This window comes from Ruegeria sp. K7 (genome assembly GCF_056531785.1).
In genome coordinates this window covers 106,205-122,608 of record NZ_JBQFMJ010000011.1, presented here as the reverse complement: position 1 = coordinate 122,608, position 16,404 = coordinate 106,205, and the positions used below count along the sequence as shown (strand labels likewise).

13 protein-coding genes are annotated in these 16,404 nt (G+C 59.0%); 3 read left to right on the top strand and 10 right to left on the bottom strand.

Features of this window, described 5'->3' with window-relative positions; genetic code table 11:
* Positions 1 to 86: 86 nt before the first annotated feature.
* The 4 genes from ACR0FE_RS17045 to ACR0FE_RS17030 are packed head-to-tail and all read right to left on the bottom strand — an operon-like array spanning position 87 to position 5,479.
* Positions 87 to 1,250 carry a M20 aminoacylase family protein gene (locus tag ACR0FE_RS17045; RefSeq protein ID WP_480812199.1) on the bottom strand — a complete coding sequence of 388 codons (1,164 nt, stop codon included), beginning with the start codon at positions 1,248 to 1,250 and terminating at the stop codon, positions 87 to 89.
* An 18-nt stretch (positions 1,251 to 1,268) separates the two neighbouring features.
* Entirely contained in the window at positions 1,269 to 2,435 is a 1,167-nt protein-coding gene (locus ACR0FE_RS17040) for a M20 aminoacylase family protein (protein WP_480914121.1), read from the bottom strand.
* 51 nt (positions 2,436 to 2,486) lie between these two features.
* Positions 2,487 to 3,653, bottom strand: coding sequence for an acetylornithine deacetylase (argE, locus tag ACR0FE_RS17035; RefSeq protein ID WP_170806570.1), 1,167 nt, complete (start codon positions 3,651 to 3,653; stop codon positions 2,487 to 2,489).
* Positions 3,654 to 3,658: 5 nt separating this feature from the next.
* Positions 3,659 to 5,479: an ABC transporter ATP-binding protein gene (locus ACR0FE_RS17030; RefSeq protein WP_170806571.1), complete on the bottom strand. Its 1,821-nt coding sequence runs from the start codon at positions 5,477 to 5,479 to the stop codon at positions 3,659 to 3,661.
* Positions 5,480 to 5,764: 285 nt separating this feature from the next.
* Here ACR0FE_RS17030 and ACR0FE_RS17025 point away from each other — a divergent pair, with 285 nt between their 5' ends.
* The 3 genes from ACR0FE_RS17025 (at position 5,765) to ACR0FE_RS17015 (ending at position 9,546) form a co-directional block, all read left to right on the top strand.
* Positions 5,765 to 7,471, top strand: a complete 1,707-nt coding sequence (locus ACR0FE_RS17025) for a peptide ABC transporter substrate-binding protein (protein WP_170615308.1) — start codon at positions 5,765 to 5,767, stop codon at positions 7,469 to 7,471.
* Between the two features lie 94 nt (positions 7,472 to 7,565).
* The gene (locus ACR0FE_RS17020) at positions 7,566 to 8,573 is read left to right on the top strand and encodes an ABC transporter permease (RefSeq protein WP_170615306.1); all 1,008 of its coding nucleotides are present in this window, start codon (positions 7,566 to 7,568) and stop codon (positions 8,571 to 8,573) included.
* Positions 8,566 to 9,546, top strand: coding sequence for an ABC transporter permease (locus ACR0FE_RS17015; protein ID WP_170806572.1), 981 nt, complete (start codon positions 8,566 to 8,568; stop codon positions 9,544 to 9,546). Before ACR0FE_RS17020 ends, ACR0FE_RS17015 begins: the two co-directional genes overlap by 8 nt.
* A 6-nt stretch (positions 9,547 to 9,552) precedes the next feature.
* Here ACR0FE_RS17015 and ACR0FE_RS17010 read toward each other — a convergent pair whose 3' ends face one another.
* The 6 genes from ACR0FE_RS17010 to ACR0FE_RS16985 all read right to left on the bottom strand — a co-directional run bounded on the left by ACR0FE_RS17010 (position 9,553) and on the right by ACR0FE_RS16985 (position 16,282).
* On the bottom strand, positions 9,553 to 10,689 hold the full coding sequence (locus ACR0FE_RS17010) for an MFS transporter (protein ID WP_480914116.1): 1,137 nt from the start codon (positions 10,687 to 10,689) through the stop codon (positions 9,553 to 9,555).
* A 71-nt stretch (positions 10,690 to 10,760) separates the two neighbouring features.
* Positions 10,761 to 12,038, bottom strand: coding sequence for a DUF3422 family protein (locus tag ACR0FE_RS17005; RefSeq protein ID WP_480914113.1), 1,278 nt, complete (start codon positions 12,036 to 12,038; stop codon positions 10,761 to 10,763).
* A gap of 106 nt (positions 12,039 to 12,144) precedes the next feature.
* Positions 12,145 to 12,501 carry a VOC family protein gene (locus tag ACR0FE_RS17000; RefSeq protein ID WP_480914110.1) on the bottom strand — a complete coding sequence of 119 codons (357 nt, stop codon included), beginning with the start codon at positions 12,499 to 12,501 and terminating at the stop codon, positions 12,145 to 12,147.
* 160 nt (positions 12,502 to 12,661) lie between these two features.
* Positions 12,662 to 14,116 carry an NAD(P)(+) transhydrogenase (Re/Si-specific) subunit beta gene (locus ACR0FE_RS16995; protein ID WP_170615302.1) on the bottom strand — a complete coding sequence of 485 codons (1,455 nt, stop codon included), beginning with the start codon at positions 14,114 to 14,116 and terminating at the stop codon, positions 12,662 to 12,664.
* A 13-nt stretch (positions 14,117 to 14,129) separates the two neighbouring features.
* Entirely contained in the window at positions 14,130 to 15,701 is a 1,572-nt protein-coding gene (locus tag ACR0FE_RS16990) for a Re/Si-specific NAD(P)(+) transhydrogenase subunit alpha (protein ID WP_170615301.1), read from the bottom strand.
* A 131-nt stretch (positions 15,702 to 15,832) separates the two neighbouring features.
* Positions 15,833 to 16,282, bottom strand: coding sequence for a methyltransferase family protein (locus ACR0FE_RS16985; RefSeq protein WP_480914107.1), 450 nt, complete (start codon positions 16,280 to 16,282; stop codon positions 15,833 to 15,835).
* Between the last annotated feature and the right edge of the window lie 122 nt (positions 16,283 to 16,404).

The following is a 16,404-nucleotide window of genomic DNA, read 5'->3' as shown; positions in this document are numbered from 1 at the left end:
GGGGTCCACGCTTCATCTGGCTAAAAATATCCCGGGGGAGGCGCGCCATAGGCGCGACGGGGGCAGTGCCCCCATCGCCTTTGCCGTCAGGCGGCCGGCATCCTTTGCTCGACAATCTCGGCCCACCAACTGCATCCTGCCGGAATGGCCTCATCATTGAAGTTGTATTGCGGGTGATGCACCATCGCCGTGTCGCCGTTGCCAACCAGAATATAAGCGCCCGGACGTTCTTCCAGCATAAAGGCAAAATCCTCGCCGCCCATGACCAGAGGTGCCTCCTCGCAAGCGCCTGAGACTGAACGCGCCACGTCCGCCGCAAAATCGGTCTGCTCGTCGCTGTTCACCATAACCGGATAGCCCCGGATATAGGTCACATCAGCGTTCCCACCGTAAGTCGCGGCAACGCCGTTGCAGATTTCGTTGATCCGGCGCTCAGCCAGATCCCGCATAGCATTGCTCATGGTGCGCACGGTTCCCTTGATCTGAACCGTCTGAGGGATCACGTTGAAAGCCTTGGAGGAGGTTTCGAACGAGGTTACGGATACCACAATCTGATCGACCGGATCGGCATTACGCGAAGCGATGGTCTGCAACGCCAAAACTGCATTGGCGGCGAGGACGGTCGTATCAACAGTTTCATGTGGTTTGGCCGCGTGGCCGCCAAGGCCTTCGAACGTGATGTCGAACTGGTCAGTAGCTGCAAAGAACGCACCCGGACGGATCGCAAACGACCCTACGGGCTTACCAGGCCAGTTGTGCATTCCATAGACTTCCTGAATATTCCAGCGATCCATCATGCCATCTTCGCACATCTCGCGCCCGCCGCCGCCGCCTTCTTCGGCAGGTTGGAAGATGACCACAACCGTTCCATCGAAATTGCGGGTTTCAGCCAGATATTTTGCGGCCCCCAACAACATCGCCGTATGCCCGTCATGGCCACAGGCATGCATGGCACCCGGAGTTTTCGATGCATAGTCCAGCCCGGTCGCCTCATGGATCGGTAGCGCATCCATATCCGCCCGAAGTCCGATGACCTTGCCTTTGGTATCCGACTTGCCCTTGATCACGCCAACAACGCCGGTTCGCCCGATGCCGGTTACAATCTCGTCACAGCCGAATTCCTTCAGCTTGTCGGCGACCACCGCGCTGGTGCGATGCGTTTCGAACAGTATTTCCGGATTTTCATGAAGATCCCGTCGCCAAGCGGTGATTTCTTCCTGCATCTCGGCAAGGCGGTTCTTGATAGGCATGTCATTCTCCCCTGTGTGTCATGCGACAGGCATTCGTCGTTCCACCACTTCCGCGTACCAACTGCAGCCCGCGGGTATGGCTTCGTCATCAAAGTTATATTCAGGATGGTGGCACATGGCGGTGTCCCCATTGCCAACAAAGATGTAGGCGCCCGGCCGTTCTTCAAGCATGTAGGCGAAATCTTCCGACGGCATGATCGGATCGACGCTATCATTCACCTTGCCGGCAACAGCCGCCGCAGCTTCGGCAGCATAGCCTGTTTCCGCATCGGTATTGACAGTCGCCGGGTACCCCGGCGTCCAGATCACTTTTGCCGTTGCACCAAAGGCCGAGGCCGTGTCCTCGGCGATCCGGCGCACCCGCTCTTCCGCGATGGCGCGATACTCGGGATCCAGCGTTCGCACCGTGCCCTGCAGCCGCACCGTGTGCGCGATCACGTTTGACGCAACGCTATCAGTCACGAAGGTACCGACCGTCAGCACCACACGCTTGATCGGATCGACGGTGCGCGACACAACCGACTGCAAAGCCACGACTATATGAGATGCGACAAGTGTTGTGTCCACCGCATCATGCGGCGCGGCGGCGTGCCCGCCCTTGCCCGTCACAACAATCTCGAACTCGTCGGACGAGGCCAGCAAGGCACCAGGTCGAATGGCGAACTCTCCCACCGGAAGACCCGGCATATTGTGCATGCCGTATACTTCCTGAATGCCCCATCGTTCCATCAGGCTATCCTGACACATCGCCAATCCGCCCGCGCCGCCTTCTTCGGCGGGCTGGAAAATCAGAACAACGGTCCCATCAAAATTCCGGGTCTCAGCCAGATACTGTGCCGCCCCCAGCAGCATCGAGGTATGGCCGTCATGCCCGCAGGCATGCATCTTGCCCGGCACGGTCGAGGCATAGTCGAGCCCGGTTGCCTCTTCGATGGGCAGCGCATCCATATCGGCGCGCAGACCCACGACACGACCCTTCGTGTCGGTCCGCCCCCGGATCACGCCAACAACGCCTGTTTTGCCGATACCGGGCGTAATCTCATCCACGCCAAACGCTTTCAGGCGCTCTGTTACAAAGGCGGCCGTTTCGTGGACGTCATACATCAATTCTGGATTGGCATGCAGATGGCGGCGCCATTTGGTGATCTCGCCATGCATTTCGGCTAGCCTGTTTTTGACGGGCATTTTCATCCTCCTGTGACAAGAGTTTCAATATCGACCAAGTGGCCACAAATCTCAGGCGCCGAGCTTGTTTACCAGCCGCTCCATAAATCTGTGACCTTCATTGAACTGTGCAATCGTTATGAACTCGTTCGGCTGATGGGCCTGTGCAATATCGCCGGGGCCGCAAATAACCGCTGAATAGCCCGCTTCCTGAAACTGCCCCGCTTCAGTCCCGTAGCTGACAACATGCGAGGCATTGTCCCCCGTCAGGGATCGCACCAAGGCCTCGGCCTCTCCATCAGGTTCGGGCACCAGCGCCGGTACTGCAAAATCCTCGGCCACGTCGATGCGCGCTTCCGGGTGGACCTGCTGCATCCGGGCTTCGATCTGCCGCACCTGCTTCAGATAGTCCGTTCTCCAGTGCGATGCCTGTTCACCGGGCACCACTCGGAAGTCCATCATGAACCGGCAGTCCTTTGCAGTGATATTGTGCGCCGTGCCCCCTTCGATCATCCCGACATGGCAAGTGGTCCAGGGCGGGTCGAAAATCGCGGCGACATCACTCGGTTCGGCTGCCATATTCTCGGCATTACGATCGTTGGCCCAATCGATCAGCGGCGCCGCCGACATGATCGCGTTGACCCCGGTATGCATGATCGAGCTGTGGACCTCAAACCCGACAACATGTGTATCATACCCGAAGCTGCCTTTGTGGCCCGTGACGGCCTGCATCATCGACGGCTCGCCCACGATCACCGCGGATCCTTTGGGCAGAAACTCCTGCATGGCTTCGATCATCGGCGGGGCTCCGGTGCAGCCAACCTCCTCATCAAAGCTCAGCGCCAGTTGCAGAGGTCGTTTGAGATCCGCGTATTGCGCCTCGACCAATGCCCAGATGGCCAGTGCGTCAAAGCCCTTCATGTCGCAGGTTCCGCGTCCGAAATATTTGCCGTCTCTTTCAACAACAGTGAAAGGGTCGCTGTCCCATGGCTGCCCGTCAACGGGCACGACATCGGTATGGCCGGACAGGACAACCGCCCCTTCCTGCCAGGGGCCAACATGGGCCAGCAGGGCGGCTTTGTGAGGCTGGTTCGGATCGGGCCAGCGATGCGACGTGATGCCGTGGCTGGCCAAGTAAGCTTCGACCCAGTCCACCAGAGGCAGGTTGGTCTCACGGCTCACCGTCGGGAACGAGATCAGGCGCGTCATGATCTCAAGCGGCGTCAGGCGGTGCGGCATGGGGATCAGTAACCGCTATCCGTGGTTAGGACGAAGTGACCCGGCTCGACCTCGCGGTATTCTGAAGGTTCGGGTTTATAGCCGATTGGATGAATTGGCGACGGGATCGGCTTGAAATTCAGATCCTTTTCCGATTTCCGCTGGTTCGGATCGGCAATCGGAACAGCCTTCATCAGCGCCTGAGTATAGGCGTGCTGCGGGTTCTCGAACACCCGGGCACGCGGGCCAAGTTCGACAATGCGGCCCAGATACATGACGCCGACATGGTGGCTGACCCGCTCGACCACGGCCATGTCGTGGCTGATGAACAGATAGCTGAGGCCAAGTTCCGACTGAAGCTCCATCATCAGGTTCAGAACCTGCGCCTGGACCGATACGTCAAGCGCCGATACCGCCTCGTCCGCGACGATCAGTTTGGGGTTCAGCGCCAGCGCTCGGGCAATCGCGATCCGCTGCCGCTGACCACCCGACATCTCGTGCGGGAAACGACGCATGAAGCTGCGCGGCAACTGTACCTTGTCGAACAGTTGCGCCACACGGTCCTGCAACTCCGAGCCGGACGCGACACCGTAGTTGCGCATCGGTTCGGCCACCTGATCGATCAGCTGCATCTGCGGATTGAGCGAGGCGAACGGGTCCTGAAAGATCATCTGCATATCCAGCCGCGCTTTGCGCAGACCCGCAGAATCCAGTTTCATGATATCAAGGCCATCCAGATTGACCTCACCTGCCATCGGCTCGACCAGCCGCAGGATCGACCGACCCGCCGAAGATTTGCCGCACCCTGATTCGCCCACAAGGCTCAGCGTCTGGCCCTTGTTCAGGGTGAACGAAACGTCTTCGACCGCGTGCACATTGGAAATCGTGCGGCGCAGCAGCCCACCCTTGACGGGGAACCGGGTGGTCAGGTTCTTGACGGACAGCAGAACTTCTTCAGTGCCAGGGATTGGCGCGATGTTCTGCCCTTCGACACCCAGCAGCTTCATCGGTTCCGGGGCCGATTTTCCCTGCATTTCGCCCAGTTTCGGAACAGCGGCCAGCAGCGCCTTGGTGTAGTCGTGCTGCGGATTCTCAAAGATCTCCTTGACCGTGCCCTCTTCGACCTTGTTGCCGCGGAACATGACCACGACGCGGTCGGCCATCTGCGCCACAACCGCCATGTCATGCGTAATGAACATCACCGCCGTGCCGGTTTCCCGCTTGAGCCGGTCCATCAGTGCGAGGATCTCGGCCTGAATGGTCACGTCCAGCGCTGTGGTGGGTTCATCCGCGATCAGCAGGCGCGGCTCGCAGGCCATGGCCATGGCGATCACCACCCGCTGGCGCATGCCGCCGGACAATTCGTGCGGGTATTGCTTCAGTCGCCGTTCGGGTTCTGGAATGCGGACCTGACGCAGCAGTTCCAGCGCGCGGTCCTCGGCCTGCGATTTGGACAGGTTCTTGTGGATCCGCAACCCTTCGGTCAACTGCCGGCCAACGGTAAAAACGGGGTTCAGCGCTGTCATCGGCTCCTGAAAGATCATTCCGATCTCGTTGCCGCGAATCTGTTTCATCAGATTCTGATCGGCCCCAGACAGGTCCATTTCGGTCTTGTCGCGCCGGTCAAACAGCAGTTGCCCACCCGCGATCTCACCGCCGCCGAATTCCACCAGCCGCATCAGCGACAGAGACGAGACGGATTTCCCCGACCCCGATTCACCAACGATACATACGGTTTCGCCGGGATTGACCGAAAACGAGACATCTTCGACCCCGACCACCGGACCATCCTTGGTCTGAAATTCGACCCTGAGATTCTTAATCTGGGCAATAGGCTGATCCAGCACGCGCACGCTCCCCTTGGCGGCTTGTTATTTTTGAATGCCAAACGCTAAGGCGGCAGGAAGGGAAAAGTCAAACGCATTGCAGGTTTTCCTTAAGGCAAGGCTTGCAATTTTCCAAAACTCTGTTTCGATACGCCGCGTAACCGTTTTTGGGAGATGGCGGAATTCGCGAAGCGTGGCTTGCATACATGTTTCTTTTCAGCGCCTTACAATCCCACACGGCAACGCCAAACCCGCAGGCCTTGCGGAGATAATCGAGACACGAATGTGTCCAACATGGAGTGTATGATGAAAATCAAAACCCTTTTGCTTGGTGCGATTGCAAGCACGGCGATGGCCCCGATGGCCTTTGCCGAGCGCGGATCGGACGGCAATGTCAGCATCATCTACTGGCAGGCACCGTCGATCCTGAACCCGTTCCTTTCAGGTGGCACCAAGGATGTGGAGTCGGCCTCGCTGGTGATCGAACCGCTCGCCCGCTACGACCAGGACGGCAACATGGTGCCTTATCTGGCATCGGAAATTCCAACCGTTGAAAACGGCGGTGTCAGCGAAGATCTGACCTCGATCACCTGGAAAATCGCACCGGGAATCACCTGGTCGGATGGTAGTCCGTTCACTTCTGCGGACGTGAAATTCACAGCTGACTACTGCATGCACCCCGAAGGTGGCTGCGCGCAGGTGACCAAATTCGAAGGTGTCACATCGGTCGAAGCCGTGGACGACCTGACCGTAAAGGTCACGTTCGATGCACCGACCCCGTTCCCCTATGGTCCGTTTGTCGGCGGCGAAAGCCCGATCATTCAGGCCGCACAGTTTGCCGACTGCCTGGGCGCGAAAGCCCCCGAATGCACCGAGCAGAACTTTAACCCGATCGGCACCGGCCCGTTTGTCGTCACCGAGTTCAAGCCGAACGACGTGATCACCATGAAGGCCAACGACAACTACCGTGATCCGGCAAAACCTGCCTTTGCGACGCTGACCTTCAAAGGAGGCGGTGACGCAACTGCGGCGGGCCGCGCGGTGATGGAAACCGGCGAGTTTGACTATGCCTGGAACCTGCAGCTGGCACCCGAGGTGATCCAGCAGATGCAGGAAGGCGGCAAGGGCACTCCGGTCGCAGGCTTCGGCCCGCTGGTCGAGCGCATCATGCTGAACCAGACCAACCCGTCGCCCGATCTGCCGGAAGGCGAGCGTTCGACTGCTGCGCATCCGCACCCGTTCCTGCAGGATCCTGCGGTTTACAAGGCGATGTCTCTGGCAATCGACCGTCCGCTGCTGGTGGAAATCGGCTATGGCCAGGCCGGTCAGGTCACCTGTAACTGGGTTCCGGCCCCGGCTGCCGTGAATTCGGACACCTTTTCCTGTGACACGCAGGACATCGAAGGTGCGAAGAAACTGCTGGATGACGCGGGTATCGTAGACTCTGATGGCGACGGCGTGCGTGAAAAAGACGGCGTTCCGCTGAAGATCGTCTACCAGACCTCGACCAACGCCGTCCGTCAGGACTTCCAGGCGCTGATCAAGGAATGGTGGAGCCAGATCGGTATCGAAACCGAGCTGCGCAACATCAACGCGTCGGTCTTCTTCGGCGGTGACCCGGGTTCGCCCGACACCTTCCAGAAGTTCTATGCGGACGTTGAAATGTACGCCAACACCTTCAACGGCACCGACCCCCAGTCCTATCTGGGCAACGGCTTGTGCGACAAGGCTCCCAAGCCGGAATCGCAGTGGCAGGGTGAAAACATCAGCCGCTTCTGCAACGAAGAATTCGACAAGCTGCATGGTCAGCTGGCCGAAACCGCCGGTGCGGAAGAGCGTGCGAAAATCGCCCGTCGTCTGAACGACATCATGGTTGAAAACGGCGGTATGATCCCGCTGGTGCACCGTGGCCGTCTGTCGGCGCACGCAAACACCCTGGGTGGCGTGATCCTGAATGTTTGGGACAGCGAGCTGTGGAATGCAGCAGACTGGTACCGCAAGACCGGATCCTAAACATCAAGTTGCAAAGCTGCGCCCCGATCTGTATCGGGGCGCGGTCATTTGCACACCACTCCAACAAGAAGACGCACAATAAAGGCGCCTTTTGATGCTCAACTTCACCATCAGACGACTGATTCTGGCCGTTCCGACGCTCCTGTTCATCAGTCTCGTCATCTTCCTGCTGCTTGAACTCGCACCCGGCGATCCCATGGCGCAGGTTCCGCTTACCGTCCCCCCCGAAGTCAAAGAGAAGATGCGCGAGGCGCTTGGCCTCGGGCAGCCGATGCATATCCGGTTCTGGAAATGGATCGTGCAGTTCTTCTGGATTGAACCGCAGGTGCTGATCGACTCGATGTTCGGCACGACCTTCTCCGAAGGCGATCTGCGTGTGATTTCGTGGCAGACCCGCTCGCCCGTCATGGACATCGTCGTTCAGCGTATCCCGCAGACCCTGTGGGTCGTCGGCACCGCTTATGTGGTCGCCATCCTTATCGCGCTGCCCATCGGCATCTATTCCGCATACCGCCAGTATTCCTGGTTCGATCAGATGGGTACATTCGTGTCGATGGTCGGCTTCTCGGTCCCGCCTTTCTTCTCGGGCGTGCTGGTGATCGTGATCTTCTCGGTCCAACTTGGCTGGTTCCCGTCAATCTATGACACAACACATGTGGTCGACAGCTGGGACAGTTTTGTCGTGCAGCTGAAGCAGATGATCATGCCTGTCATGGTTCTGGCGCTTCAGATCACAGCACAACTCAGCCGGTTCATGCGCGCCTCGATGCTGGATAACCTCAACCAGGACTACGTCCGCACCGCCCGCGCCAAGGGCCTTAGCGAATACACCGTCGTGATGGTCCACGTGCTGCGCAATTCGATGATTCCGGTTGTCACCGTGATTGCTCTGGGCATTCCCGCCATCTTCGGCGGCGCCATCATTACCGAGCAGGTCTTCAAGGTGAACGGCATCGGCCAATTGCTGATCGGGGCCATTCAGGCCAATGACCTGCCGATGGTGCAGACGTTGACCTTCATCTTCGCCGTCCTGATCGTGCTGTTCAACCTGATCGCAGACGTCCTGTATGGCATTCTGGACCCGAGGATTCGCTATGACTGATCATGATCGCACGGATTCTCTGGTTCCTGACGAAGGGCTTGCCCCGGCCTCGACCGCCCTGCCAACGGCGGACGTGCTGGAGGAACTGGCCACCCCGCCCCGCAGTCAGTGGCGCGATGTCTGGGATCAGTTCAAGACCCACAAGGGCGCGATGATCGGGGCCATCCTGTTTATCTTCATCGTGGCCGGCGTCTACATTGGTCCTTATCTGTGGAGCATCGACCCGACACAGATCGACATCCGGTCCCGCAATCAGGGGCCAAGCTGGTCGCACCCGTTTGGAACAGACCAGTTGGGCCGTGACATTCTGGCCCGTATGATGTCAGGCGGGCAAACCTCGGTCTCTGTGGGCATCACCGCGATGTTGCTGGCGTTGTTCCTGGGATCTTTCATCGGCGTTCTGGCCGGGTTCTTCAAACGGCTGGACGGGCCGTTGATGCGCCTGACCGATCTGTTCCTCGCCCTGCCCCTGCTGCCATTGCTTCTGGTCATGATGCTGCTGTTCCGCGAACCGCTGTCGGCGGCATTCGGGCTGGAGCGCGGGATCTTCATTCTGATCGTCGCTGCAATCGGCGTCACGTCATGGATGCCGACAGCACGGATCGTGCGCGGAGATGTTTTGGCGATCAAGGAGCGGGAGTTCGTTCTGGCCGCACGCTCGATCGGGACAAGCAACGGACAGATCATCACACGGCACATCCTGCCTAATGTACTGTCCCCGATCATGGTCTCCGCCACGCTGGGCATCGCCACCGCGATCATCACCGAAAGCGCACTGTCGTTCCTAGGTCTGGGCTTTCCGCCGGACTTCCCGACCTGGGGCCGGTTGCTGTTTGACGGTGTCGACTATCTGCAGCAATACCCTGAGCGCGTGTTCTGGCCCGGTCTTGCGATCTCGCTGACGGTGCTAAGCGTCAACTATCTGGGTGACGGTCTGCGCGACGCTCTGGACCCGCGTATTCGCGGACGTTGAACCAAGTCAGCCGGCGCGTTTCAGCGCGCCGGCCAACACGACGATCAGTACCGCCAGCGGTATCAGCACCGAAAACGCCATTCTCAGGCCAAACAATTCGGCCAGAAACCCGATCAATGGCGGCCCGATCAGCAACCCGCCATATCCAAGCGTTGCAACACTGGCAATTGCCTGTCCGGGGGGCACCAGCGGGTCATTCGCGGCACGACTGAATGCCAGAGGCATGATGACGGCATAACCGATCCCCATCAAAGCAAAGCCGAACAAAGCCAGCGAGGTCGCCGCAGCGGATACCACGCAAAACACCCCGATGGCCGCACAGACACCGCCGAATCTTGCGATACTGACCGGCCCGAACCGGGCTATGAACACACCACCCGCCAGTCTGAGCGCAACCATCGCGACCGAAAACACCGCATAACCCAACGCTGCAACACCTTCGGTCGCTTCCGTGACATCGCGCAGGTAGACCGCGCTCCAGTCCGCGACCGCTCCCTCGCCCAACGCACCACACAGGGCCGCAATTCCAACAAGAACCAAAGCACCGGACGGCCATGCAAAAACGGCGCCGCCCGCGCTTTCCGACAGTTTTGACGTCCAGCGCACCCATGACAGAGCAAGCGCAAACCCTACGACAATCCCACCCGCCAGCAGGAAATGAGTGATCACGGTCAGCCCCATCTGGACCGCAATGTAACCGCTGAGCGCCCCCAGCCCAGCCCCAAGGCTCCACATCGCGTGAAACGAGGACATGACGGGTTTATCATAAGTCTGCTCTACCTCGGCCGCCCAGGCGTTCATCGCCACGTCCATCGACCCGTGGAAGGCTCCGAAGATGAACAGAAAAACAGCCAGCGCCCAGAAACCGCCTGCCAGAGCCAGAAGGATCAGCGAAAGCGTGTAGAGAACGGCAATCACACGCGTGATAACGACAGCTCCGAAACGGTCGGTCAGACGCCCCGTCACTGGAAATGAACACACCGCCCCTGCCGCCATGAACAGCAAGCCATAACCCAACGCCTCGTGCGTCAGCTCCAGCCTGTCACGCACCGCGGGGATGCGCGATGCCCAGATGCCGAACAAGGCACCGTTCAGGATGAACATGGCCGCGACGGCGCGCCATGCGACCACAATTCCGATCACGAAAAACCCCTCTTGCCGGGCAAACCTGCCAGCCCCGTTCTACAGGCCTGATGGATTTTGGCAAACGTGATCTAGGACAGCCGCTTGCGGATATGGCGAACACCGACCCAAACGCCTGCGACAACCGGCAATGTCACGGCGGCCGTCAGCATCCCCTTGCTGATGCCCGCGCTCGTCAGCGGATACAAAAGATAGCTGACCAAAGACACCGCATAATAGCTGATTGCAACAACCGACAAACCTTCTACCGTGTGCTGAAGTCGCAAGGCCAGATCCGCGCGACGATCCATGCTTTCCAGCAGCGCCTGGTTCTGCGCACTTCGTTCCACATCCACCCGTGTCCGCAGCAGGTCGCCGGCGCGGATAGCCCGGTCCGACAAGGCTTGCAGGCGGCGCTCGGCCGACTTTACGGTGCGCATAGCCGGGTCATAGCGGCGCATCATGAAATCGGCAAAAGACTGGCCGCCCTCGAACCGTTCCTCACGCAGGATTTCGATCCGTTGGTTGACGATGGCTTCATAGGCGCCCGACGCTCCAAAGCGGAAAGAGGATTGGGCCGACAGGGTTTCCAGTTCGATCGACGTGGACAGCAGTTGCGGCAACAACTCATCCGGCTTGGACGAACTGACAGTCATCTGCCTCATCAACTCCGTCAGCTTCCCGTCCAGTTCGCCTATTCGCGGCATCAGCTGTTTCACCCGTGCAAAGCCCAGCATGGACATTGCCTTATAGGTCTCGATTTCACACAGACGCTGAATGATACGGCCAGTCCGGCGCTGATTGGTCCCGTCACGGACAAAAACGGCAAAGCGCATATGACCCGCCGGGTCGATGCGAAAATCGCTGGCGCAAATGGCGGCGTCATCCAAAACGCGGGCCACCGCCAGGCTTTCCGGTTCGAACCAATCCGCAAGCATCGGCTTCACGGAGTCATAATCTTTGCATTCCACCACCCGCAGCATCGCCGAGGTTACGCGCTGACCGGGGCTTGCCATCAGCCAGTCGGGCGGAAAAATTTCGAAGTCCGCCGGATTGAACGGGCGGTCACTGACATTCTGCGCAATGGCCGTATACGTGACGAATTCAGCGTGCTGCTCCCATTTGAGCCAGTGACGCCCGATCTGTCCGGCATAATGCGTGGCCCCGGGTTGCGGATGCGGTGCTCCGTGGCGGTTCAGCAGATCCGTCAGATGCGCAACATCTTCATCACGATCCCGCGCTGCCGCCGCAACGGGCTTCTTGATGGCCAGAAACACCACCGTACAGGGCGTTTTCGCCACCGGAAACGGGCGCGCGTGCAATTCATTGGCCAGCGCATAGCGCAGCGGATGATCCTGGATGGGCGTCATTCTTAGCTCCCTGACTCCAGGCCACTATACCCCGCATTCAAAATACATCAATTATTGTTTTATTTCATATACTTACATGAATACCACCGCATACAGTGGCGCTATCCTATTGATTTGGCTGCCAGAGCTCGACCGGATTGCCTTCAGGGTCGCAAATACGAGCGAACTTCCCGACCTCACTGTCCCACTCATCGCGGGTTTCGACCTGGATGCCTGCTGCCTCAAGCTGCGCGATTAACGCTGCCAGATCATCGACGCGGAAGTTGATCATCCACTGTTGCTCTGACCGGCCGAAATATTCGGTCTCCTGGTCGAAAGGCGCAAACACCGTGTACCCCTCGCGCTGTTTCCAGGGGACAGGATCGTAGTGATTGACCCCAAGATGTGTCTCGTACCACGCGGACAACGCTTTCGGATTACGCGCGCGGAAAAACACACCGCCGATGCCGTTCACCTTTTCCATCAACGCCTCCTGTCAACAACCTGGCCCGCCCAGCCTAGCACGCCCCGCCTGCTTCATCTGACCAAAAATATCATGGAGGTCAGGAGGCAAAGCCTCCTGCATACAAAAAAAGAAAAGGGCGCCGTCTGGCGCCCTTTGCAATTTTGATACAGCCTGCCGATCAGTCGATCATGGGCAGCAGCTTGTCCAGGCTCGCCTTGGCGTCGCCATAGAACATGCGGGTGTTTTCCTTGAAGAACAGCGGGTTTTCGATACCCGAATAGCCAGTACCCTGACCACGCTTGGACACGAACACCTGCTTGGCCTTCCAGCATTCCAGAACCGGCATACCGGCGATGGGGCTGTTGGGATCCTCCTGCGCCGCAGGGTTCACGATGTCGTTCGAGCCGATCACGATGGCCACATCCGTATCCGGGAAGTCATCGTTGATCTCGTCCATTTCCAGAACAATATCATACGGCACTTTCGCTTCGGCCAGCAGAACGTTCATATGGCCCGGCAGACGACCGGCTACGGGGTGGATCGCAAAACGCACCTCTTTGCCCTTGGCGCGCAGCTTGCGGACCAGTTCGGAAACGGACTGCTGCGCCTGCGCCACGGCCATCCCGTAACCCGGGATGATGATCACGCTGTCAGCGTCGTTCAGCGCGGCCGCAACGCCATCTGCGTCAATCGCCACCTGCTCGCCTTCAACAGCCATCTGCTCGCCCTGAGGACCGCCAAAACCGCCCAGGATTACGCTGACAAAGTGACGGTTCATCGCCTTACACATGATATAGGACAGGATCGCACCGGACGAGCCCACCAGCGCACCGACCACGATCAGCAGGTCGTTGCCCAGCGAGAAGCCGATCGCCGCAGCGGCCCAGCCCGAGTAGCTGTTCAGCATCGACACAACCACCGGCATGTCAGCGCCTCCGATGCCCATGATCAGGTGGTAACCGATGAACAGCGCCGCCAGCGTCATCAGGATCAGCGGGAACAGGCCACCCGACGAGGTGTACCAGATCAGGCAGATCAGCGAGAGACCGGCAGCCGCCGCGTTCAGCGCATGACCGCCGGGCAGTTTGGTTGCGGCGCTCGTCACCTTACCCGCCAGCTTGCCATAGGCGACAACCGAACCGGTAAAGGTAATCGCACCGATGAAGATGCCGAGGTACAATTCGACATGCAGGATTGCCAGTTCCGCCGCGGTCTTCTTGGCGATCAGCTTGGCAAATGCGCCCAGATCGGAAAGATCCGCCTGAGACGCACTGTCGGCAATCGCCATCACCTGCGCCACGTTACCGATTTCGAAATGAGCGTTGAAGCCGACGAACACAGCCGCCAGACCCACCAGCGAGTGCATAGCCGCGACAAGCTGCGGCATCTCGGTCATCTGCACGCGCTGCGCCACGTACTGGCCGATGAAACCACCACCGGCTATCAGCAGCAGCGACAGCAGCCACAGTCCCGAACCGGGACCAACCAGCGTGGCGAAGACCGCCAGCGCCATACCGACGATGCCATACCAGACCGCGCGCTTGGCGCTTTCCTGGTTCGACAGACCGCCGAGCGAAAGGATGAACAAAACAGCCGCAACGACATAGGCAGCAGTAGTGAAGCCAAATTCCATGTGCCCGGCCTCCTTAAGATTTCTGGAACATGGCAAGCATGCGCCGGGTTACGAGGAAGCCACCGAAGATGTTGATCCCGGCCATGAAGACGGACAGCGCCGCCAGCAGAATGACCAGGAACGATCCTGATCCGATCTGCATCAAGGCCCCAACGATGATGATCGACGAGATCGCGTTGGTGATCGCCATCAGCGGAGTGTGCAAGCTGTGCGAAACATTCCAGATCACCTGGAAGCCCACAAAGATCGCCAGCACAAAGACGATGAAGTGCTGCATGAAACTGGCCGGAGCGATCAGCCCCACCAGCAACATCAGCGCGCCGCCCACACCCAACAGGGTAAACTGCTGCTTGGTCTGCGCCTTGAAGGCCGCAATCTCCTGCGCCTTCTTCTCTTCCGGGGTCAGTTCCTTGACTTCCGGTTTCTTCTGCGCCGCAATCGCCTGCACTTTGGGCGGCGGCGGCGGGAAGGTAATCTCGCCCTCGAATGTCACAGTCGAGCCGCGAATCACGTCATCTTCCATGTCATGATTAATCTGACCGTCCTTTTCGGGCGTCAGGTCGGTCATCATGTGACGGATGTTGGTCGCATACAAAGACGAGGACTGTGCTGCCATCCGGCTGGGGAAGTCGGTGTAGCCGATGATGGTCACGCCATTGTCGGTCACGATCTTCTCGTCCGCCACGGTCAGCTTGCAGTTGCCGCCCTTTTCCGCCGCCAGATCGACAATGACCGAGCCGGGCTTCATGCTTTCGACCATGTCTTTGGTCCAAAGCTCGGGCGCTTCGCGGTTCGGGATCAGCGCGGTGGTGATGACGATGTCCATTTCCGGCGCAAGTTCACGGAATTTGGCCAACTGCGCATTGCGGAACTCTTCGGACTGGACCGAAGCATAGCCACCGGTGGCCGCGCCGTCTTGTTGGTCTTCTTCAAAGTCCAGATAGACGAATTCAGCACCCATGGACTCGACCTGCTCGGCCACTTCCGGGCGCACGTCGAACGCATAGGTGATCGCGCCCAGCGAGGTCGAGGTCCCGATGGCCGCCAGACCGGCCACACCGGCGCCAACGATCAGCACCTTTGCAGGCGGCACTTTACCCGCCGCCGTCACCTGACCGGTGAAAAAGCGACCAAAGTTGTTGCCCGCCTCGATCACGGCGCGGTAACCCGCGATATTGGCCATCGACGACAATGCGTCCATCTTCTGCGCGCGCGAAATACGCGGAACCATTTCCATGGCGATCACGTTTGCGCCCTTGGATTTGGCCAGTTCCATGCCTTCTTCGTTGCCCGCAGGGTTGAAGAACGAGATCAGCGTCTTGCCCTTGGTCAGCCGCTTCAATTCCACATCGGTCGGTTGGCGCACCTTGGCGACAATATCGGCCGCCTTCCAAAGCGCCGCCGCGGTCTTGACCACCTCGACACCCGCAGCCTCATAGGCCGCATCCGAGAACCCGGCAGCGGCACCCGCGCCCTTCTCGATCAGGCACTCATAGCCCAGCTTCTGCAATTGCACGGCAGAGTCCGGCGTCATCGCAACCCGGTTCTCTCCGTCCAGTCTTTCCTTCGGTGTGCCTATTTTCACCGGTGCTATCCCCCTAATTTTGACTCAATCTGAGCAGGTGGTCGGTATTGTTTGATAAGCAAACATGTATCCTGCGCAACATTATTTCGCAAGCGCAGCATTTTTGACGTTGGATCATCGCCGCAACCCACTCATATCCACCGCCGTGTTTCCCGTTCATAGCGGGCAAAATCGGCGCGGAATGTCCGGCGCAGGCGGTCTTCTTCCGGCAGGATAAAACGGCGTTCCAGGACCCAGACAAAGACCGGCACCAAAACCAGCGAAAGCACTGCATCAAAACGCAGAATCAGACCGGCCAGGATCAGAACATCCCCCAGATAAATCGGATTGCGGCTGCGCTTGTAGATGCCCGATCGCACCATCGCGGTTGGTGTTTCGTGCGGACTAACGGTGGTTTTGTGGCGGCGGAATTCGACGATGGCCAACACGGCCAGAAGGATGCCCCCTCCGATCAGGATGCCACTCAAAAGATCGGTCAGGCCGCTTTCCAGCGACAGATCCAACGACAGATGACGTCCCTGCAACCACGCGAGCACGGCGAATCCCAAAAGCCAGACGGGTGGTACATCGATCCGTTGCACGCACATTTCCTGTGATTGACGACACGCGCGATCATGTCGCTTCTGAACGACGTCCTACCGCTTTCGGGCCAAAATGGCAAAGCTCAGGATGTCGCATCGATGGACAGGCGGTTTCCGATCAG